This is a genomic window from Kerstersia gyiorum, assembly GCF_048595715.1.
In the GTDB taxonomy this organism is placed as follows: domain Bacteria; phylum Pseudomonadota; class Gammaproteobacteria; order Burkholderiales; family Burkholderiaceae_B; genus Kerstersia; species Kerstersia gyiorum.
In genome coordinates, this window is sequence record NZ_CP169556.1 from 2,920,840 (window position 1) to 2,940,602 (window position 19,763).

The window sequence follows — 19,763 nt, forward strand, 5'->3', positions numbered from 1 at the left end:
AATAACGCAAAAAAGCCCTTGACTATGCAAGGGCTTGGAAATCTGGGGTGGCCGATGGGGCTCGAACCCACGACAACCGGAATCACAATCCGGGACTCTACCAACTGAGCTACGGCCACCACCGCAGAAACAGAACTATAGCACGTTTTTTGGTTTTGGCAAATACTACAGTCGCATGTCGCATTATTTTCAGCATGCTGCACGATGCGCCAACCCCGGAAACCCTCGCCCTGATGAAGCGCACATCCGGCACGCGCCAGGGAACCAGGGCCTGCGCCGGCACACTAAGCCACTGACCAGCCGCCCGAAAAATGGCATGCCTCGCATCCTTACCGGACACAATGCGTGTTCCAGATCACGTACGGCGTGCGGCAAGGTGCCGGTGTAACAAGGCGAACACGCCCCTCCAATCACCACGATTTTTCCTATTTCAGTCAGGAGCCTCATGAAACTCTCCCAATTCGCCGTCGCTGCTTCCCTGGCTGTCCTGAGCAGCCAGGGGCAAGCCGCCCAATATCCATTTGCCGATCTCCAGGCTTTCCAGGGACTGGAAAACGGCTTGTGGCATTGGACCATGACCACTCAGCCACGCCAGCCCGTCATTCCTGACCAGGACCAGCGCCGCTGCGTTGACATTGCCCGCTCGCTGGAACGCGCCATGCAGGAAATCCAGAAAAATGCGCCGCAATGCGCCATACAAGTACAAAGCGATACGGCGGACCGGGCCGAATTGAGCAGCCAATGCCCTGCCATGCAGATCATGCCGGGCATTGCCGTGCCCGCCATGCAAATCAGCTATCTGGTACAACGGCTAGGAAAAAATGAAATCCAGGTCGTGGCTACCGCACCCAATTTCCTGACCGGCAGCGGCAACCTGAGCTTCCGGCATCAGGCACAACGCCTGGGCGCTTGCCCACAACAATAATTCCGCCATTTCAGGGAGAACAAGGAATGCAGGCATTGATTCAGCGCGTCACCCGTGCCGAAGTACGTATCGGCGGCCAGGTCCATGGTGCCATCGGCGCCGGCCTGCTGATACTGTTATGCGCCGAAATCGGAGACGGTGCGGAACAGGCCGATGCCTTGCTTGGAAAAATTCTGAAACTGAGAATTTTCAGTGACGACGCAGGAAAAATGAATCTCAGTGTGCAGGATGTTCGCGGCGGCCTGCTGATCGTCAGCCAATTCACACTGGCTGCCGATACCCGGCGCGGCAACCGTCCCAGTTTCACGCAAGCCGCGCCCCCCGCCCTGGGGCGAGAGCTCTACGATTATTTTGTCGGCGCCGCGCGCCGGCTGCACCCGGAAGTGGCTACTGGGGCGTTCGGCGCAGACATGGCGGTCGAACTGATCAATGACGGCCCTGTAACGATTCCGTTGCATATTCCGGCGCCAACGCACGGCCAGGATTGAAACTTCTGTGCCATACTCAGGTCGTATATTAAATATCTTGATAAGAAAAGCCATTTTTCATCGTTCCTTATCATTCGAAACGAGGCTATAAACGATGGCAACCCGCACGGCATGTGCCGTGCATAACAAAAAAGGAGAGTCATATGACCAGAACCTCCAATCAACTGATGGGCTACGCCCGCATCCGTACCCGCCGCACCCAGGAACTTTATGACCTGGATACCAAGGCGGAACTGCAGGAACCCGTACGCGAACAAGGTAAATCCGGCGTACCGCAAAGTTCCAGCGCCAATCGGGCCTAAGCGCCCTTAACCAGAACGGCATCGCGACAGCGGTGCCGTTTGCATTTCAGCCTGCCTTTTTTAGCCCGTTTTTCATGCACGCCCTGCCCATCCTTTCCAGCCTGCCCGCCACCACCGCCACCGAACGCCAAGAGCAATACAAGGAATTGCTCGGCCAGGCACAAGCGCTGTTTTCCGGCGAGACCGATGCCATCGCCAATGCCGCCAACCTCAGCGCGCTGGTATATCAGGCCTTGCCTGGCCTGAATTGGGCGGGATTCTATTTCCTGAAAGAAGGAGAATTGGTGCTGGGACCCTTCCAGGGCCGGCCGGCCTGCGTGCGCATTCAGCTGGAACGCGGCGTCTGCGGTGCTGCAGCCCGCACCCGCGATATCCAGATAGTGCCGGATGTCCATGCCTTTCCCGGACATATCGCCTGCGACCCGGCCTCGCGTTCGGAGATCGTCGTACCCCTGGTCGATGCGCAAGGAGAATTGCTGGGCGTATGGGATGTGGACAGCCCCCTGCCCGGCCGCTTCGACGATATCGACGCCGCCGGCATGCAGGCCTTGTGCCTGGCCTGGCGCGACAGCCTGGCGCCAGCGAACTGATCAGTCGGCCGCATTGGGGCGGATGCCCCGGCTTTCATGCGGCACTGGCCGGCGGAGAACGCGGCCAGGGACAGAGACTCAGAACTCCTCGGTATCAATCTCCACCTGCGTGGCAGCCGGATAGCGCGGCCCGACGACCGTTTCCTGATTGATCAGTTCATCAAGCTGGGCCAGCACGGTGGCGTCCAGCTTGATATCGGCCGCCTGCGCGTTGTCGCGCGCGTGCTGCGGATTGGTCGTGCCGGGAATGGCGAAGATATGGTCATCCTGCGCCAGCAACCAGGCCAATGCCAATTGCGCCGGCGTAATTTCCAGTTCGTCGGCGATTTCCAGGTATGGCTCCAGCAATTCCAGATTGCGGGCATAGTTTTCCGGCGCGAAACGCGGCATGCCGCGACGGATATCCTTGGGCTCCAGCGCCGTCACATCGCGTAGCTCTCCCCCCAGATAGCCACGCGCCACAGGGCTGAACGCCACGAATGCAGCGCCCAGTTCACGGCAGGCCTGGAGCACGGCAATTTCTGCATTGCGCGTCCACAGCGAATATTCCGTTTGTACCGCCGCGATGGGATGTACCGCATGAGCCTTGCGCAAAGTCGCAGCCGACACTTCCGACAAGCCAATGGCGCGGATCTTGCCCGCCTGCACCAGGTCGGCCAGGGCGCCGATACTGTCTTCGATGGGTACGTTCTTGTCCCAGCGGTGCAGGTAATACAGGTCGATGACATCGGTGCGCAAGCGTTGCAGAGAGGCGTCGCAGGTTGCCTTCAGGGTTTCCGGGCGACCGTCGATCACGCGCTTGCCGTCCACACCGGTCATGCCGCACTTGCTCGCCAGGAAAATATCCTTGCGATGCGGCGCCAGCAATTCGCCCATCAGGGCTTCGTTGGCGCCAAAGCCATAGAGCGCGGCCGTATCGAAGAATGTCACGCCCTCGTCCAGGGAAGCACGCACGACCTGTTCGGCGACCTCACGCCCAGGCGGCGAGCCATAGGCATGACTGAGATTCATGCAGCCCAGACCGATGGCGCTGGTCGATGAAAATCCAATCTTACGTTGTTGCATGGTGGGATGCTCCGGTAATGGCGTTCCGGCCTGCCGCGGCAGCTTTGCATGCCACCGGCCGCCCGCCGTCTTTGATCTGATTGCCATTTGCGCTACAGCCCTGCCTGGGCCGCCCGCTGGCAAATACACTATCTATCGTACAGAGAAAATGGCCTTGCCATCTGCAGCACACGGAGTGCCCGATGGCAAGGCCATGGATGCCGGCAAGTCAGTCGGGTGAGAGACAGGCCGGCTGCGGGCGCGGGCCGCGACACCGTCGCCTGCCCGTCCTGCCATTTAGTTATCGCGCGCCAGTTGCTGTTCCAGCTGATGCAGCACTTCATAGCAAGGCAGCACCTGGGCAACGCTGGAGTTCGGCTCGCGGCCTTCGCGGATGGCGGCAAAGAATTCGCGATCCTGAAGTTCGATACCGTTCATCGACACATCAACCTTGGACACGTCGATCTTTTCGTCACGGCCGTTGACCAGATCATCGTAACGGGCGATATAGGTCTCCGTGTCACCGATATAACGGAAGAAGGTTCCCAGCGGGCCGTTGTTATTGAAGCTCAGGCTCAAGGTGCAGATCGCGCCGGTTTCGCTCTTGAGCTGGATGGACATGTCCATTGCAATGCCCAGGTCCGGATGAATCGGGCCCTGCATGGCATGGGCCTGCACGATCTTGCCGGCCTGGTAGGCGAACAGGTCCACCGTATGGGCGGCGTGGTGCCACAGCAGGTGGTCGGTCCAGCTGCGCGGCTGGCCCAGCGCATTGGTATTGGTGCGGCGGAAGAAATAGGTTTGCACGTCCATTTGCTGGACATGGAAATCACCCTTTTCGATCTGCTTGTGCACATACTGGTGGCTGGGGTTGAAGCGGCGCGTATGGCCGACCATCGCCACCAGGCCGGTTTCCTTCTGCAGGCGCGCAACTTCGCGCGCGCCTTCCAGGCTATCGGCCAGCGGGATTTCGACCTGCACATGCTTGCCGGCCTTCAGGGCCTGTACCGCCTGGGCCGCGTGCATTTGCGTCGGCGTGCACAGGATGACGGCATCCAGTTCCGGCAAGGCCAGGCTTTCCGACAACTCGGTGGTGACGTGCCCCACGCCATACTTGCCAGCCACTTCCTTGGTCTTTTCCAGATCGCGGCCAACCAGCGAGATCACTTCCACGCCGTCGATATTCTTGATGCCGTCCAGGTGCTTGACGCCGAATGCGCCGGCGCCCGCCAGGGCGACCTTGATGGTCTTGCTCATCAGTTGTCCTCCAGAATCAGGTGGCCCACCGCCGTATTCGACGCAGGCACATGGTAGAAACGCTGCGCGACGGTAGGCGCTTCGCCACCGACCGCATCAGCCATCGCGCCGCGCGCGATCAGCCACATGACCAGTTCGATGCCTTCCGAACCAGCCTCGCGCACATATTCGATATGCGGCACTTGGGACAGGCTGTCCGGATTGGCGATCAGGCGGTCCAGGAACTTATTATCCCACTCGCGGTTGATGAGACCTGCGCGCGGACCTTGCAGCTGGTGGCTCATGCCGCCCGTGCCCCAGATCTGCACGTTCAGGTCTTTGTCGAAGGATTCCACTGCGCGGCGGATAGCCTTGCCCAGCTCGAAGCAGCGGCGGCCCGAGGGCACCGGGTACTGCACCACGTTCACCGCGAACGGAATCACCGTGCAAGGCCATGCCTCGGGCTGGCCGAACATCAACGAAAGCGGCACGGTCAGGCCGTGATCCACGTCCATCTTGTTGACGATGGTCAGATCGAAGTCTTCCTGAATCACCGATTGCGCAATGTGCGCCGCCAGCTCCGGATGGCCGATCACCGGCGGCACGGGACGCGGGCCCCAGCCTTCGTCAGCCGGCGGATAGAACGGGCCGGTACCGATGGCAAACGTGGGAATCAGGTCCAGACTGAAGGCCGTGGCGTGGTCGTTATAGACCAGGAACACGACATCCGGCTTATTCTGCTTGATCCATTCCTTGCCGAAGTCATAGCCGGCGAATACCGGCTTCCAGTAATCCTCGTTCTGCTTGTTCAGATCGAGCGCCGCGCCAATGGCGGGAACGTGCGAGGTGTAAACACTGGCAGTGATCTTGGCCATTATTTCTGGTCTCCGGTGTAGCGGTTGCCCTCGACGGAGCGACCGCCCTTGAGCATCATGTCACGGTACTCGGCTTCGCTCATGCCGGTCATGCTGCCCGCCATTTGCTGGAACGACTTGCCATCGGTGGCACCGATCTTGGCAAGAAAGTAGATGTTGCCGCCCAAGGCGATGCAGCGGTTCAGGTCGCGGTCGAGCACTGCCTGCTTCTGCTCCTCGCTCATGTCCCATTCATCCAGGTAGGCGCGCTCATCGGCCTTGAAGCGATCGCGGTTCTCTGCCTTCATCAGCGACATGCAGAACTGGTTCAGCCAGTAGCCTTTGCGCGACTGGTCCGCGTCAAAGATCGTCGTGCCAGGCACGTTGGAGTAAGGTTTTTCAAGCGACATGCGATTCTCCCCAATAAAGTCGGGTGGGATTATCGACCAGCAGCTTGCGCTGCAGATCGGCCGTCGGAGCAATGTGCGGAATGAAGTCGACCAGCAGACCGTCGTCCGGCATGTGATCCTTCAGGTTCGGGTGCGGCCAGTCGGTGCCCCAAAGCACGCGGTCGGGAAAGGTTTCCACGATACGGCGCGCAAACGGCACAACATCCCGATAAGCGTTCTGCTCGCCGTCCAGCGCGCGCGGGCCGGTATGGCTCAGACGTTCGGGGCAGCTTACCTTGCTCCAGACATTCGGATTTTCGCGCATGAACTTCACGAACAGTTCGAACTCGGGGCCGTCGACCGGCTTGGTCACATCCGGACGGCCCATGTGGTCCACCACGACCGTGGTTGGCAGGCTGGTGAAGAAGTCCCACAGTTCAGGCAGGTCCACCGCCTCGAAATAGATGACGACATGCCAGCCCAGCGGCGCGATGCGGCTGGCGATCTCCATCAGCTCGTCCTTGGGCGTGAAGTCCACCAGGCGCTTGACGAAGTTGAAACGCACACCGCGCACACCGGCTTCGTGCAATTCCTTCAGTTCTTCGTCGGTAATGCTGCGGCGCACAGTCGCCACGCCCCGGGCACGGCCATCGGCAGCCTGCAGCGCATCGACCAGCGCCCGGTTGTCGGCGCCATGGCAGGTGGCCTGCACGATGACATTCTTGTCGAAACCGAGGTGATCGCGCAGCGCGAACAACTGGTCCTTGGATGCGTCGCACGGCGTGTACTTGCGCTCCGGCGCAAACGGGAACTGGTCGCCAGGGCCGAAGACGTGGCAATGCGCATCGACGGCGCCTGCCGGCACCTGAAAGCGCGGCTTGCTCGGATTGGCATACCAGTCCAGCCAGCCTGGGGTTTTCTCAAATGCTGCCATGATGTCGCCGTCCTCAGTCGATATACTTCAGACCGGCAGCAGCCAGGTCTTCACGCATTTTGTACATATCCAGGCCAAGCACACCGCTGGCCAGCTTGGCGCGCTTGCTGGTTTCGTTGTCTTCGCGCTTTTGCGCGGCGTCGGCCACCTGGCCGGCAATCGCCGCCGGCACCACGACCACGCCGTCATCGTCGGCCACGACCACGTCGCCAGGGTTGACCAGCGCACCGGCGCACACCACCGGGATATTGACCGAACCCAGCGTCGCCTTGACCGTGCCCTTGGCGCTGATGGCCTTGGAAAACACCGGGAAGTTCATCTCCGTCAGGTCACGCACATCGCGCACGCCGCCGTCGATCACCAAACCGACTGCGCCCTGGGCACGGAAGGACGTCGCCAGCAGGTCGCCGAAGAAACCGTCGGTCGATTCCGCCGTAACCGCCGCCACGACGATGTCGCCCGGGCGGATCTGTTCTGCCGCCACGTGGAACATCCAGTTGTCACCCGGCTGCAGCAGCACCGTCACGGCGGTACCGGTCGCCTTGGCGCCGGTGAAGATCGGGCGCAGATAGGGCTTCATCAGGCCGACGCGGCCCATGGCTTCGTGCACGGTGGCGGAACCGAATTTCGACAGGCGCTCCACCGCTTCGCGGTCGGCGCGCTGGATGTTGCGGTAAACCACTCCGAGATTGTTCAGGCTCATTGCAATTATCCTTTCTGGCTGATTACAGGCCCTTGGCCTTCAGTTGCTGGTCGAGACGTGAGAACACGCGACGCGCATTGCCTTCGTAGATCATGTGGCGCTCTTCGGCAGTCAGCTCGGCCGCTTCGATGTAACGCTTGGTGTCGTCGTAGTAATGGCCGGTCAGCGGGTCCACACCGCGTACTGCGCCGATCATTTCCGAAGCAAACAGGATGTTATCCACCGGGATGACGTTGGTCAGCAGGTCGATGCCAGGCTGGTGATACACGCAGGTATCGAAGAAGATGTTTTTCAGCAGGTGCTCGCGCAGGTCGGGCTTCTTGAGCTCTTGCGCCAGGCCGCGGAAACGTCCCCAGTGGTAGGGCACGGCGCCGCCGCCATGGGGGATCAGGAACTTCAGCGTCGGGAAATCCTTGAACAGTTCGCTCGTCAGGCACTGCATGAACGCGGTGGTATCGGCGTTCAGGTAATGCGCGCCAGTGGTGTGGAAACACGCGTTGCAGCTGGTGCTGACGTGGATCATCGCCGGGATGTCATACTCGACCATCTTTTCATAGATGGGATACCACTGGCGGTCGGACAGCGGCGGCGAGGTCCAGTGGCCGCCAGACGGATCAGGATTCAGGTTGATGCCGACAAAGCCGTATTCCTTGACCGTCTTTTCCAGCTCGGGAATGCAGGTGGCAGGATCGACGCCCGGGGATTGCGGCAGCATGGCGGCGCCGACGAAATTATCAGGGAACAGTTGCGACACGCGGTAGCAAAGCTCATTGCAGATCGCCGCCCAGGTAGAACTGGTATTGAAGTCACCGATGTGATGCGCCATGAAGCTCGCACGCGGCGAGAAGATCGTCAGATCAGAGCCGCGCTCCTTCATCTTGGCCAGCTGGTTCTTCTCAATGCTTTCGCGCAGTTCGTCATCGCTGATGTGCAGGTCGCTGGCCTTGGGGCCCAATTCCGGCGTATTCAGATTGGCGATCTGCTGCTCGCGCCAATCAGCCAGCGCCTTGGGCGCGGTAGTATAGTGACCGTGGCAGTCGATGATCATGGCTTATCTCCTGTGACAATGAGTTGTTCTGCTGCGCGCGTCTGCTGTACGCACTGGCCGCCGAATGCGCGCAGTGAATGGCGGAAAACCGTGCCAGCGCTCTGGCGAACGTTTTCCGCCCGCGCTGAAGCGCCATCCGAAGCATTCCTGACGGGTACGGGCGGCCCCAATATGGGTCTTGGTCTATTATGGTGGCCGTGGACCCCCTTGGCTAGAACAAGGTCCTGCTAACAGATATAGCATTAGGACATAACTCAAGAGATTCCATCCAGCTTTTGAATAGCCATTTCCGGCCAGCCATTTCCGGCATCTGTCCGGCTGATCTATTTCCTATGGACCTGAAACAACTTGAATACTTCGTCCACGTCGCTGAACTGGGCAGTTTTACCCGGGCTTCCAGCGTGCTGGACGTGGCTCAGCCTGCGCTGAGCCGGCAGATCCGCCTGCTTGAAGTCGAGTTGCGCCAGCACTTGCTGACTCGCAACGGGCGCGGCGTGACCGTCACCGAAGCGGGACGCCTGCTTTTGGATCATGCCCGCGGCATTCTGCACCAGGTCGCCCGCGCCCAGGAAGACCTCGGGCGCGTTCGGGGCTCGCTCGCCGGCCGTGTGGCACTGGGCATGCCGCCCAGCATCGCCCGTGCGCTGACGGTGGCCCTCACCCGGGAATTTCGCCAGCGCCTGCCGGACGCCGCCCTGTCCATCAGCGAAGGCTTGTCCATTCCGATGCAGGAATGGCTGCAGGGCGGCCGGCTGGACATTGCTCTGCTTTACAATCCCACCTCATCGGCGGAAGTGGAAATCGAACCGCTGATGGAAGAAACCCTGTTTTTGATCGGTCACGGCGAACCCGGCCATGACGGCCAGCCCATCAAGCTGGCGGAAGTCTCCGAGTTGCCGCTGATCCTGCCGGCGCGGCCCAATGCAATCCGCACACTGGTCGAAACACGCATGGCCAGCATTGGCCGCAAGCCGCGCATCGCGCTGGAAATCGACGGCGTGCCTGCCATCCTTGACCTGGTGGCAGATGGTGCCGGGCTGGCCATCCTGCCGCATTACGCGTTGAATTCGGCCGCCAGCCCCAAGGATTACTACGCCCGCCCGATCAACGAACCCACGCTGACCAGCACGCTATGCATCGCAACCTCGTCGCGGCGCACCGGCACCCTGACACAGCAAGCCATGCTCGACCTGATCCGCGACATGGTCAAGCGCGTTTTCCCGGAAAACGCGCTATAAAACGGATCATCGGCCGCGCCGCCCCGCTGCCCTGCGCCTGCAAAGGCGCCATGGCCGCGCATGGCGCGCCACATTACCGAACCGGAGTATCGTTACCATGAAAGGCCATCCCGAAGTCCTCGACTATCTCAAGAAGCTGCTGCGCGGCGAACTGAGCGCACGCGACCAGTACTTCCTGCATTCGCGCATGTACGAAGACCTGGGCCTCAGCAAGCTCTACACGCGCATCAACCACGAGATGGAAGAGGAAACCCAGCACGCCGACGCACTGCTGCGCCGCATCCTCATGCTCGAAGGCACGCCGGACATGCGCCCCGATCCATTCACGCCCGGCACCGATGTTCCGTCGATGCTGCGCGCTGACCTGGATCTGGAATACCACGTCCGCCAGGCGCTCAAGGACGGCATGGCGCTGTGCGAAAAGCATGGCGACTATGTCAGCCGCGACATCATCCTGGCCCAGCTGCGCGATACGGAAGAAGACCACGCCTACTGGCTGGAAACCCAGCTCGACCTGATCGAAAAGATCGGCCTGGAAAACTACCAGCAGTCGCAGATCTGATTTCCACCGGCCGCCGGCGGCACACCCGCTGACGGCCACCCTTCCGGCGGGTCAAACCGCCTGTAGCCTCCGGTCGGCTTGCAATATGGAATGGCCCTGTAATCCAGGGCCATTTTCATTTCTCTTTCCAGGCGGCACGCCGGCCTGCCATCGTGATCAATGCGATGGCCCAGCAGCCTCGGCCAAGACCTGCATGCAACCCGCAGGTAAGCCGGCGCCTGGCGATCAGGCTTGCAGAACTTCCAGGCCGCCGACGTACGGACGCAGCGCGGCAGGCACTCGGATGGAACCATCTTCCTGTTGGTGGTTTTCCAGTACGGCCACCAGCGCACGGCCCACGGCCAAGCCGGAACCATTGAGGGTGTGCACGTATTCGGGCTTGCCCTTCTCCTGGCGGCGCACACGCGCCTGCAAACGGCGCGCCTGGAAGGCTTCGCAGTTCGACACCGACGAAATTTCACGCCAGGTATCCTGCGCCGGCAGCCAGACCTCCAGGTCATAGGTCTTGGCAGCGGAGAAACCCATGTCGCCGGTGCACAGCAGCACCACGCGGTATGGCAACTCCAGGGCCTGCAACACATGCTCGGCATGGCCGACCATTTCTTCCAAAGCCTGGTAGGAAGCATCCGGGTCGGTAATCTGCACCATTTCGACCTTGTCGAACTGGTGCTGGCGGATCATGCCGCGCGTATCGCGGCCGCCGCTGCCCGCTTCAGAGCGGAAGCAGGGCGAATGGGCCGTCAGTTTCAGCGGCAGCTGGTCTGCAGCCAGGATTTCATCGCGCACCGAGCCGGTCAGCGTGATTTCCGAAGTCGAGATCAGGTAGAGGTCTTCAGCCGTTCCGTCTTCCTGGCCGCCCTTGGTCACCCAGAACATGTCATCCTTGAACTTGGGCAACTGGCCTGTGCCGAACAGCGTCGGGCTTTGCACGATGTACGGCGTATAGCATTCGGTATAGCCATGCTGCTGCGTCTGCAGGTCCAGCATGAATTGCGACAATGCACGATGCAGGCGTGCCACAGGGCCGCGCATAAAGGCGAAGCGCGAACCCGACAGCTTGGCGGCCGTTTCGAAATCCAGGCCCAGCGGTGCGCCCAGTTCAACGTGGTCGCGCGGCGCGAAAGGCAGCGGCGCCGGACGGCCATCAGCCGCGGCAGCTCCCGGCAGCCAACGACGCACTTCGACGTTTTCGTCGCTGTCCCTGCCTTGCGGCACGCTTTCATGCGGCAGGTTGGGCACGGCCAGCAACAACGCATTGAGATCCTGCTGCAGGTTGCCCAGTTCATCTTCCAGCGCCTTCAGCTGGGCCGGAATCTGCTGTGACTCGGCCAGCACCGTGCTGGCATCTTCGCCCTTGGCCTTGAGCTGGCCGATCTGCTTGGCCAGCGCATTGCGGCGCGCCTGCAGGTTCTCGGTTTCCATTTGCAGGGATTTGCGGCGGCCTTCCAGCGCATTGAAGCGCTCGACATCGAAGGAGAAGCCACGCGACGACAGGCGTTCGACGATGGCAGGCAAATCTTTACGCAGCAGGGTGGGCTCTAGCATGATGAAAAGTAACAGAGTAATGAGGAATCGACTCCAGCCCTGAGGCTGGAACGGAGATTGTTGCACGCCGGCGCGCTCCCTGAAAGGGCAAGCGCGCATAACGTGAATCGGCCCGCCGCCATGCAACAAACCAGCGGCACGAACAAGAGGCGCGACAAGCGCTCCGAATCAAGAGGGCTTGCGACGCGATTCGCGATCCAGCTCACGCAGAAAGGCCAGCTTCTGCTGAATTTTAGCTTCCAGTCCGCGATCGGTTGGCTGGTAGAAGCGCGCCTTCATGCCGTCCGGGAAATAGCTCTCGCCAGCGGCATAGCCGTGCGGCTCGTCGTGAGCATAGCGATAGGCCTTGCCATGGCCCAGCGCTTTCATGAGTTTGGTCGGCGCATTGCGCAGATGGATGGGGACAGGCGCGCTGCCGTTGGTTTCAGCAAACTTGCGCGCCGCTTTATAAGCGTTATAGACCGCATTGGACTTGGCCGCACAGGCCATATAGACCACTGCCTGCGCCAACGCCAGCTCCCCCTCGGGCGAGCCCAGGCGTTCATAGATATCGGCGGCATTCAAAGCCAGTTCTGTCGCGCGCGGGTCGGCCAGGCCGATATCTTCGACAGCCATGCGCACAATACGCCGCGACAGGTAGCGCGGGTCTGCCCCGCCATCGAGCATACGGGCGAACCAGTACAGCGATGCGTCCGGGTCGGAACCGCGCACCGACTTGTGCAACGCGCTGATCTGATCGTAGAAGGCATCGCCGCCTTTGTCGAAACGACGCAGGTTCTGCGATAGCGAGGTTTCCAGCCATTCGGGGTCGACGGTATCCCGGCCCGCCCCCAGCGCGGATTCCGCCACCACTTCCACGGCATTGATCAGGCGGCGCGCATCGCCATCGGCCCAACCGGCCAATTGCACGATAGCGTCCTCGTCGAAGCTCAGCGCCGGCACGGTATCATCGGCGCGGTCGGCATTGAATGCCTCGACGGCCCGGCGCGCCAGGCTCGCCAGCTGCTCGCCATTGAGGGCCTGCAACACGTAAACGCGGGCCCGCGACAACAATGCCGAATTCACTTCAAACGAGGGGTTCTCTGTGGTGGCGCCGATGAAAGTGAACAGGCCGCTTTCGACATAGGGCAGGAATGCATCCTGCTGCGCCTTGTTGAAACGGTGGACCTCGTCAACAAACAGGATGGTCCGCCGCCCCTGGCCCTGCGCTGCCTGCGCCGACACTACGGCATCGCGAATATCCTTGACGCCGCCCAGCACGGCGGAAATGGCGATGAAATGCGCATCGAAGCCATCAGCCATGAGCCGTGCCAGCGTCGTCTTGCCAACCCCCGGCGGGCCCCAGAAAATCATCGAATGCGGGCGGCCTGATTCGAAAGCCACGCGCAGCGGCTTGCCCGGCCCGAGCAGGTGCTCCTGCCCGACCACTTCATCCAGGCTGCGCGGCCGCAGGCGCTCGGCCAACGGCACGCTGCCCGGTAATGCCTGAGAGAACAGATCCCCTGCCGTCATTACATGACCACCACGTCCGTCCCTGCCGGCGGCACAAAGGAGAACAGGCTGTCATCCAATTGCCCGGCCGTCCGCAGGTTGTCCAATTCGATGCGCGTCATCTGGCCGAAGCCGTCGCGCACTTCCAGCACCACGGGCAGGTTGTCACGCAAGCCGATATCCAGGCTTTCAAAACCGGCGTCTGCCTGGCGCGGCGTGGCTCGCAGCCACTCCATACCGGCGCGCGCCGGACGCGGCGTCAGGACGAAATTGTCATCCAGCTTGCCGGAACCGAACAGGATCGCCGCCGGAGAAGCGCCTATGGCTTCGTCCACGCGGCGTTGTGTCATCTGTTCCAAGTCAGGATCATATTGCAGCAGCACGCTGCCATCGGACAGCACCAGTTGTTCATAAGGTTGCTTCACTTCCCAGCGGAACCGGCCCGGGCGCTGAAAGGCAAAATCGCCCTGCTGCTGCGGCGCCAGGCTGCCATCCTCGGCCTGCACCACCTGGGTAAAGCTGCCTTGCGCCGCCTGCACGCCATTGATAAAGGCCTGCAACTGCGCCAGCGCGTCGGCGCGGGCCAGCGAAGCGGAACACATCAGGACCGCAAACAACATCCACTTGCGCATACCGGCCTCCCAGCCAAAAACGCTACGGTGCTTCATTTTTCCTGCGACGCCAGGCGCCGCACCTCCCTGTGGTGAGGGACGCCGGCACAAAGGCCGGCGCCAGGGCACGAGATCAATCCGCGTCGTCGTCACGCCGGGGCGCGAGAATTTCACGGTTGCCATTGGACTGCATGGGCGATACGACCCCGGCAACTTCCATTTGTTCCAGCAAGCGTGCAGCGCGGTTGTATCCAATGCGCAAATGGCGCTGCACCAGCGAAATCGACGCGCGCTTGTTCTTGAGCACGATTTCCACCGCCTGGTCGTACAGCGGGTCTGATTCGGCATCGGCAAAGCCAGTCACGCTGCTCACGCCGTCGCCGGTTTCACCCTCGACGGCGCCTTCGAGCAGGCCTTCCACATAGTTGGCTTCGCCCTGTTCCTTCAGGGATTCGACGACACGGTGCACTTCGTCATCAGAAACAAAAGCACCGTGCACACGCTCGGGCAGACCTGAGCCTGGCGGCATGTAGAGCATGTCACCCTGCCCCAGCAGGGTTTCCGCGCCCATCTGGTCAAGAATGGTACGAGAGTCGATCTTGGACGAAACCTGGAATGCAATGCGGGTCGGGATGTTCGCCTTGATCAGGCCGGTAATGACATCCACGCTGGGCCGCTGCGTCGCCAGCACCAGGTGTATCCCGGCAGCCCGCGCCTTTTGCGCCAGGCGGGCGATCAATTCTTCGATCTTCTTGCCCACCACCATCATGAGGTCGGCCAGCTCGTCGATGAACACCACGATATGCGGCAGATGGCCCAGGGGCTCGGGGGCATCCGGCGTCAGCGAGAAAGGATTGGGGATATTTTCCTCGCGCTTCTCTGCCTCGCGTATCTTGGCGTTGTAGCCGGCCAGGTTGCGCACGCCCAGCTTACTCATCAGCCGGTAGCGCTTTTCCATTTCATTGACGCACCAGTTCAGCGCATTGGCTGCCTGGCGCATGTCGGTCACGACCGGCGCCAGCAGGTGCGGAATACCTTCGTAGACGCTCATTTCCAGCATCTTCGGGTCGATCAGGATCAGGCGCGTGTGGTTGGCATCCGCCTTGTACAGCAGCGACAGGATCATGGCATTGATCCCCACCGACTTACCCGAACCGGTGGTGCCGGCGACCAGTACGTGCGGCATGCGGGCCAGGTCGGCCACGACCGGGTTGCCGGCGATGTCCTTGCCCAGCGCCATGGTCAGCACCGAAGCACTGTCGTGATAGGTGCGGGAGCCCAAGATCTCCGACAGCTTCACCATTTGCCGGCGCGGATTGGGCAATTCCAGCCCCATCAGGTTCTTGCCTGGAATAGTTTCGACGACGCGGATATTGACCATGCTCAGAGCACGGGCCAGATCCTTGGCCAGGTTGACGATCTGGCTGCCCTTCACCCCCGTGGCGGGCTCGATTTCGTAACGAGTGATGACAGGCCCGGCCTGGGCCGCCACGACCGTCACCTGCACGCCGAAATCCGCCAGCTTCTTTTCGATCAGGCGCGAGGTGTATTCGATGGTTTCCTGCGAGACGGTTTCCTGCGCTTCAGGCGCCGGGTCCAGCAGGTTCAGTGCTGGCAGGTCGCCCTGCACGGCATCGGTAAAGAGGGTCTGCTGCTTTTCTTTTTCCACCCTGGGCGACTTCTGCACCTCGCGCACGGCAGGCTCGATGCGCACCGGTTCGTGCACCATTTTTTCCTGCTTGGCCACGACCTGCTCCTCGCGTTCGGCCTTCGCCACCGCGCCCACGCGCCTGTCCTGGCGCGCCACATAGGCATCGCGTATGCGGCAGATGACCGTTTCGATCAGGAAACCGATGCGCTCCGCCAGGCGGACCCAGGAAAAGCCGAAGAACAGGCTCAGGCCAATGGCCATGATCACCAGCAATGCCAGCGTGCTGCCGGTGAAGCCTATGATTTCCTGCAAGCCGCCCTTGAGCAATTGCCCGATGACGCCGCCTGCGCCGCTGGCGGTCGAACTGGCGGCAGGCAGGTCCATGCCCCAGGAATAGAAACGCAAGGCCTCCAGGCCGACCGAGCCCAGCAGTATCAGGCCGAACCCCAGCCCCTGCTCCCAGCGTACACGCGGCAGCTCGCTGTCGGCTTCATCCTCGGCCTGCAGGCCAAACATGCGCGCCAGCCGGCGATAGCCTGCCCGCACGCGCTGCGCCAGCAGCACGACCCACCACCATGCCGAGAAACCGAACACCAGCAACAGGACATCAGCTACGTGCGCACCCGCAACGCCTCCCATATTTGTAACTTCCACGCCTGGCATGGACGAACGCATCCAGCCAGGATCCTGGCTGCTCCAGGTATACAGGCTGATGCCCAGCCAGACGGCCAGGAATGCAAACAGAATCCAGCGAGCTTCGCGGAACAGCGAGGAAAGACGGCTCTGCAGCGGCGATGGGCCGTTGCGCGTATTCCGGGACGAACGAGAGGAACGTGTTACCCGCGACGCGCGGGATTTGGAAACAGGTATGCGCGGCATGGGGTCATTATAATTGCTGCACTGTTCAACGAATGTAAACCTTGTCAGCCATGTCCACGACCAAACACGCCAAAGTACTGATCCTGGGTTCCGGCCCCGCCGGCTACACCGCCGCCGTCTACGCCGCCCGTGCCAATCTGCAGCCCATGCTGGTCACCGGCCTGGCCCAGGGCGGCCAGCTGATGACCACGACGGAAGTCGACAACTGGCCGGCCGATCCGCTCGGCGTGCAAGGCCCCGAACTGATGGAACGCTTCCAGAAGCACGCCGAACGGTTCAATACGGAAATCGTATTTGACCAGATCGACAAGGTCGACTTCAGCGCCCGCCCGTTCCGCCTGCACGGCGACAGCGGCACCGATTACACCGCCGATGCCGTCATCCTGGCCACCGGCGCATCCGCCAAGTACCTGGGCCTGCCCTCGGAAACCGCGTTCATGGGCCGCGGCGTGTCGGGCTGCGCCACCTGCGACGGCTTTTTCTACAAGAACCAGGACGTCATCGTCGTGGGCGGCGGCAATACCGCCGTGGAAGAAGCCCTGTATCTGTCCAACATCTGCCGCAACGTTACGGTGGTGCACCGCCGTGATTCTTTCCGCGCCGAGCCCATTCTGGTCGACAAGCTGATGGAGAAAGTCCGCTCGGGCAATATTTCCCTCAAGCTGTTCCATGAGCTCGACGAAGTGCTGGGCGACGAAAGCGGCGTGACCGGGGTGCAGTTGCGCGACGTACAGACCGGCCAGACCAGCAAGCTGGACGTGAAGGGCGCCTTTATCGCCATCGGCCACCATCCGAACACCGACCTCTTCGTTGGCCAGCTGCAGATGAAGGATGGCTACATCATCACGCGCAGCGGTCAGAACGGCTTTGCCACCATGACGTCGGTACCTGGCGTCTTCGCTGCCGGCGATGTGCAGGATCACGTCTACCGCCAGGCCATCACCAGCGCCGGTACCGGTTGCATGGCAGCGCTCGACGCCCAGCGCTGGCTGGACAACGAAGCGCAGAAATGAGTACGCGCAACAAACCGCTGAAAGGCAACCTGGAAGACCTGAAACGCCTGCACCAGCAAGCGCGCGAACGCGACGAGCAATTGCTGGCGCGGCAGCGGCTGGCTGCACGCCAGACTGCGGCCGCCGCCCCGTCCAGGGCGGCGGACAGCCGTGCGGCAGACCGTGCCACGGCGGCTGCCCAGGCAGCCGCCAGGCAAGCGGCCCGCCCCGCCGTCCAGCCTGCCGCCCCTGGCGCAAAACCGGAACCCGCTGCCGAAACTTATCGCCCGCAAGCCGGTGAAGATGATTTCACGCTACTGCTGCGCAGCATGGCCGGGGTCACGCCCATCCGCCAGGGCCGCGACGTCAACACCCGGGTCTACCGTGCCGCGCCGTCGGATGAACAGTTGCGCAAGCGCCAGGCAGCCGCCGGCGTGGCCACGCTGGAGGAAGCGCACATTCCCGCCCCGGCCGTGTCGGATGAATACATTGCCGCACGCCTCATCGAGAATGGGACGGCCTACCTGCGCGCCGGCATGGCGCCCGACACCATCAAGCGCCTGCGGCGCGGCAAATGGCCCTTCCGCGCGGAAATCGACCTGCACGGCATGACGGTGGACAACGCCCGCCAGGCCTTGCTGCCCTTTCTGGCCCAAAGCCGCATCCAGGGCCACCGTGGCGTGCGCGTCATCCATGGCAAGGGCCTGGGCTCACCCGAGCAACAGCCCGTACTGCGCGAAAAGGTGAAAACCTGGCTGGTGCAATATCCTGATGTGCAGGCATTTGCCCAGGGCCGCGAGGCCGATGGCGGCGCTGGCGCCGTCCTGGTGCTGTTGTCCAGCCTGGACGGCACGCACGACGACGACTGAAGCCCCCACGGAACTTCCGCCCGCGCCGCCCTGGCCGCGGGCGGGTTCCTCAGGCCCCCCTTGGGAGGCCTCTTAATGCGCTTCCTCTTAGTGCGTTTTTTTCCTCGCTTGCAAAGGGCAGGTACTCAACCCCAGCAGCCGGTAGAGAGGGCAGTAGCGCGCCAGCCCCGTCAGCAGCGGTAGCACCCCCAGCCACCCCCACCAGCCGATGACGCCGGCTGCCGCCAGCACGATCAATACCAGGCCGATAACAACACGCAGCACCCGGTCCATTCCACCGACATTGCTCTTCATGGTCTTTTCCTTCATTCAACTTGAGATATGAACCTGGCCTCGCCCACCGCAGCCTCAGCCGATGAGTGCACGGCGGTTCCAGGGCATTTTCATGAGCAGCCTGGCCAGCCCGCAGAACCCGGAAGCACCGGCGAACACGAGCCCGCCGCCCATGAATCCGGGCACGAGATAAAACAACGGGGAAACCGTTGCGCCCAGAATGGTTCCCAGCAAGATCATCGTCCCTGCCGCGATCTGCACCTGGCGTTGCAGTTCCATGGGCTGGGAGGCATCCATGACTACCGGCAGGCCCGCCTTCTTCCAGGCGTCCAGACCACCTTCCAGCACATAGGCCTGGCAATCCGTGCATGCCGCCAGGGCCCCAGCATTGAGTCGTGTGCGATTGCCGGAGCGGCAATGGAAGATAACCGCCGGCACACCGGAAACCCCGGCACCGGCCAGCAATTGCGTCATCGGGATAGGACGTGCGTCGCTGATATGTTCACGCGCATATTCATCCATGCTACGAATATCGACCAGCAAAGCACCCTGAGCCATCTGCTCGCGCGCCGCCTGGGGAGAAAGCAACGGTAATGACATATTCAATACTCCTGGCAAAGCCTAAGATTGCAGGCAGCCTCCGCTTCGGGCCAGCATACCCAGCCATGTGCGAAGATATGCCATGCCCGCCAGCCGCCCTTGCTGCGGACCCTCGCCTTGGCAAGAAAAGTTTGTTGCCTGGCCAGGCCATCAATATATTAATTCATATTATATAGTTTTCTTAATAATTTGACGTCAGACATGCAAACAACAGCCCAGGCTTTTGACATGACCCCGGAACAGCTGCGCGAACACGCCGGCCAGGCATGCGCGCTGCTCAAGGCACTGGCCAATGAAGACCGGCTGATGCTGCTGTGCCAGATCGCCTCGCGCCAGCGCCTCAATGTTGGAGAACTGGAAAACGCTACCGGCATTCGGCAACCCACCTTGTCGCAACAACTGGGCGTGCTGCGCCAGGAAGGCCTGGTAGCAACGGAAAAGGAAGGGAAATTCGTTTACTACAAACTGGCCAATGAGAATGTCGTGCAGGTAATGCGCACGCTATGGGAGATCTACTGCGCCCCACGCTGAAACATCCG

General features: G+C 61.7%; 22 protein-coding genes and 1 tRNA gene. 9 read left to right on the forward strand and 14 right to left on the reverse strand.

Going from position 1 to position 19,763, the window contains the following annotated elements; all coding sequences use genetic code 11:
* Window positions 1-43: 43 nt before the first annotated feature.
* Window positions 44-119, reverse strand: a tRNA-His gene (locus tag ACEW7X_RS12725).
* A 326-nt stretch (window positions 120-445) separates the two neighbouring features.
* Between ACEW7X_RS12725 and ACEW7X_RS12730 the strand changes: the two genes are divergently transcribed.
* From ACEW7X_RS12730 to ACEW7X_RS12745, 4 genes are all read left to right on the forward strand, one after another.
* Entirely contained in the window at window positions 446-925 is a 480-nt protein-coding gene (locus tag ACEW7X_RS12730; protein WP_415358499.1) for a hypothetical protein, read from the forward strand.
* Window positions 926-951: 26 nt separating this feature from the next.
* Window positions 952-1,413 carry a D-aminoacyl-tRNA deacylase gene (dtd, locus tag ACEW7X_RS12735; protein WP_068366499.1) on the forward strand — a complete coding sequence of 154 codons (462 nt, stop codon included), beginning with the start codon at window positions 952-954 and terminating at the stop codon, window positions 1,411-1,413.
* Window positions 1,414-1,556: 143 nt separating this feature from the next.
* Window positions 1,557-1,715: a hypothetical protein gene (locus ACEW7X_RS12740; RefSeq protein WP_167731906.1), complete on the forward strand. Its 159-nt coding sequence runs from the start codon at window positions 1,557-1,559 to the stop codon at window positions 1,713-1,715.
* A 74-nt stretch (window positions 1,716-1,789) separates the two neighbouring features.
* Window positions 1,790-2,305 carry a GAF domain-containing protein gene (locus ACEW7X_RS12745; protein ID WP_068367676.1) on the forward strand — a complete coding sequence of 172 codons (516 nt, stop codon included), beginning with the start codon at window positions 1,790-1,792 and terminating at the stop codon, window positions 2,303-2,305.
* A gap of 78 nt (window positions 2,306-2,383) precedes the next feature.
* Here ACEW7X_RS12745 and ACEW7X_RS12750 read toward each other — a convergent pair whose 3' ends face one another.
* The 7 genes from ACEW7X_RS12750 to ACEW7X_RS12780 all read right to left on the reverse strand — a co-directional run bounded on the left by ACEW7X_RS12750 (window position 2,384) and on the right by ACEW7X_RS12780 (window position 8,513).
* Window positions 2,384-3,370 carry an aldo/keto reductase gene (locus ACEW7X_RS12750; RefSeq protein ID WP_420177281.1) on the reverse strand — a complete coding sequence of 329 codons (987 nt, stop codon included), beginning with the start codon at window positions 3,368-3,370 and terminating at the stop codon, window positions 2,384-2,386.
* Window positions 3,371-3,646: 276 nt separating this feature from the next.
* Complete coding sequence (locus ACEW7X_RS12755) at window positions 3,647-4,606, reverse strand: Gfo/Idh/MocA family oxidoreductase (protein ID WP_068366505.1); 960 nt, start codon at window positions 4,604-4,606, stop codon at window positions 3,647-3,649.
* Window positions 4,606-5,460 (reverse strand): class III extradiol dioxygenase subunit beta, encoded by an 855-nt coding sequence (locus ACEW7X_RS12760; RefSeq protein WP_068366508.1) that lies wholly within the window; start codon window positions 5,458-5,460, stop codon window positions 4,606-4,608. Before ACEW7X_RS12760 ends, ACEW7X_RS12755 begins: the two co-directional genes overlap by 1 nt.
* Window positions 5,460-5,849, reverse strand: a complete 390-nt coding sequence (ligA, locus tag ACEW7X_RS12765; RefSeq protein ID WP_068366511.1) for a protocatechuate 4,5-dioxygenase subunit alpha — start codon at window positions 5,847-5,849, stop codon at window positions 5,460-5,462. The genes ACEW7X_RS12760 and ligA overlap by 1 nt, the downstream gene beginning before the upstream one ends.
* Complete coding sequence (locus tag ACEW7X_RS12770) at window positions 5,839-6,762, reverse strand: amidohydrolase family protein (RefSeq protein ID WP_068366514.1); 924 nt, start codon at window positions 6,760-6,762, stop codon at window positions 5,839-5,841. Before ACEW7X_RS12770 ends, ligA begins: the two co-directional genes overlap by 11 nt.
* Before the next feature lie 13 nt (window positions 6,763-6,775).
* Window positions 6,776-7,459, reverse strand: a complete 684-nt coding sequence (gene ligK, locus ACEW7X_RS12775) for a 4-carboxy-4-hydroxy-2-oxoadipate aldolase/oxaloacetate decarboxylase (protein WP_068367678.1) — start codon at window positions 7,457-7,459, stop codon at window positions 6,776-6,778.
* Window positions 7,460-7,487: 28 nt separating this feature from the next.
* Entirely contained in the window at window positions 7,488-8,513 is a 1,026-nt protein-coding gene (locus ACEW7X_RS12780; RefSeq protein WP_068366516.1) for an amidohydrolase family protein, read from the reverse strand.
* A gap of 332 nt (window positions 8,514-8,845) precedes the next feature.
* On the opposite strand from ACEW7X_RS12780, the gene ACEW7X_RS12785 reads away from it, so the two are divergent.
* Both ACEW7X_RS12785 and bfr read left to right on the forward strand, forming a co-directional pair.
* Window positions 8,846-9,751, forward strand: coding sequence for a LysR substrate-binding domain-containing protein (locus ACEW7X_RS12785; protein WP_068366520.1), 906 nt, complete (start codon window positions 8,846-8,848; stop codon window positions 9,749-9,751).
* Between the two features lie 97 nt (window positions 9,752-9,848).
* Entirely contained in the window at window positions 9,849-10,313 is a 465-nt protein-coding gene (gene bfr / locus ACEW7X_RS12790) for a bacterioferritin (RefSeq protein ID WP_068366523.1), read from the forward strand.
* A 225-nt stretch (window positions 10,314-10,538) separates the two neighbouring features.
* Here bfr and serS read toward each other — a convergent pair whose 3' ends face one another.
* The 4 genes from serS to ACEW7X_RS12810 form a co-directional block, all read right to left on the reverse strand.
* Window positions 10,539-11,858, reverse strand: coding sequence for a serine--tRNA ligase (gene serS / locus ACEW7X_RS12795; RefSeq protein WP_127774977.1), 1,320 nt, complete (start codon window positions 11,856-11,858; stop codon window positions 10,539-10,541).
* 168 nt (window positions 11,859-12,026) lie between these two features.
* Window positions 12,027-13,370, reverse strand: coding sequence for a replication-associated recombination protein A (locus ACEW7X_RS12800; RefSeq protein ID WP_130486624.1), 1,344 nt, complete (start codon window positions 13,368-13,370; stop codon window positions 12,027-12,029).
* The gene (gene lolA, locus ACEW7X_RS12805; protein ID WP_240733249.1) at window positions 13,370-14,017 is read right to left on the reverse strand and encodes an outer membrane lipoprotein chaperone LolA; all 648 of its coding nucleotides are present in this window, start codon (window positions 14,015-14,017) and stop codon (window positions 13,370-13,372) included. Before lolA ends, ACEW7X_RS12800 begins: the two co-directional genes overlap by 1 nt.
* 76 nt (window positions 14,018-14,093) lie before the next feature.
* Window positions 14,094-16,490: a DNA translocase FtsK gene (locus tag ACEW7X_RS12810; RefSeq protein ID WP_068366532.1), complete on the reverse strand. Its 2,397-nt coding sequence runs from the start codon at window positions 16,488-16,490 to the stop codon at window positions 14,094-14,096.
* 50 nt (window positions 16,491-16,540) lie between these two features.
* Between ACEW7X_RS12810 and trxB the strand changes: the two genes are divergently transcribed.
* Both trxB and ACEW7X_RS12820 read left to right on the forward strand, forming a co-directional pair.
* Entirely contained in the window at window positions 16,541-17,503 is a 963-nt protein-coding gene (gene trxB, locus ACEW7X_RS12815) for a thioredoxin-disulfide reductase (protein ID WP_068366534.1), read from the forward strand.
* Window positions 17,500-18,351 carry a Smr/MutS family protein gene (locus ACEW7X_RS12820; RefSeq protein WP_253596447.1) on the forward strand — a complete coding sequence of 284 codons (852 nt, stop codon included), beginning with the start codon at window positions 17,500-17,502 and terminating at the stop codon, window positions 18,349-18,351. Before trxB ends, ACEW7X_RS12820 begins: the two co-directional genes overlap by 4 nt.
* Window positions 18,352-18,438: 87 nt before the next feature.
* Here the strand turns inward: ACEW7X_RS12820 and ACEW7X_RS12825 are convergent, their stop codons facing one another.
* Complete coding sequence (locus ACEW7X_RS12825) at window positions 18,439-18,645, reverse strand: YgaP family membrane protein (protein WP_068366536.1); 207 nt, start codon at window positions 18,643-18,645, stop codon at window positions 18,439-18,441.
* A gap of 54 nt (window positions 18,646-18,699) precedes the next feature.
* Complete coding sequence (locus ACEW7X_RS12830; RefSeq protein ID WP_068366539.1) at window positions 18,700-19,224, reverse strand: rhodanese-like domain-containing protein; 525 nt, start codon at window positions 19,222-19,224, stop codon at window positions 18,700-18,702.
* Between the two features lie 228 nt (window positions 19,225-19,452).
* On the opposite strand from ACEW7X_RS12830, the gene ACEW7X_RS12835 reads away from it, so the two are divergent.
* Window positions 19,453-19,755 carry an ArsR/SmtB family transcription factor gene (locus ACEW7X_RS12835; RefSeq protein ID WP_202969498.1) on the forward strand — a complete coding sequence of 101 codons (303 nt, stop codon included), beginning with the start codon at window positions 19,453-19,455 and terminating at the stop codon, window positions 19,753-19,755.
* Window positions 19,756-19,763 lie beyond the last annotated feature (8 nt).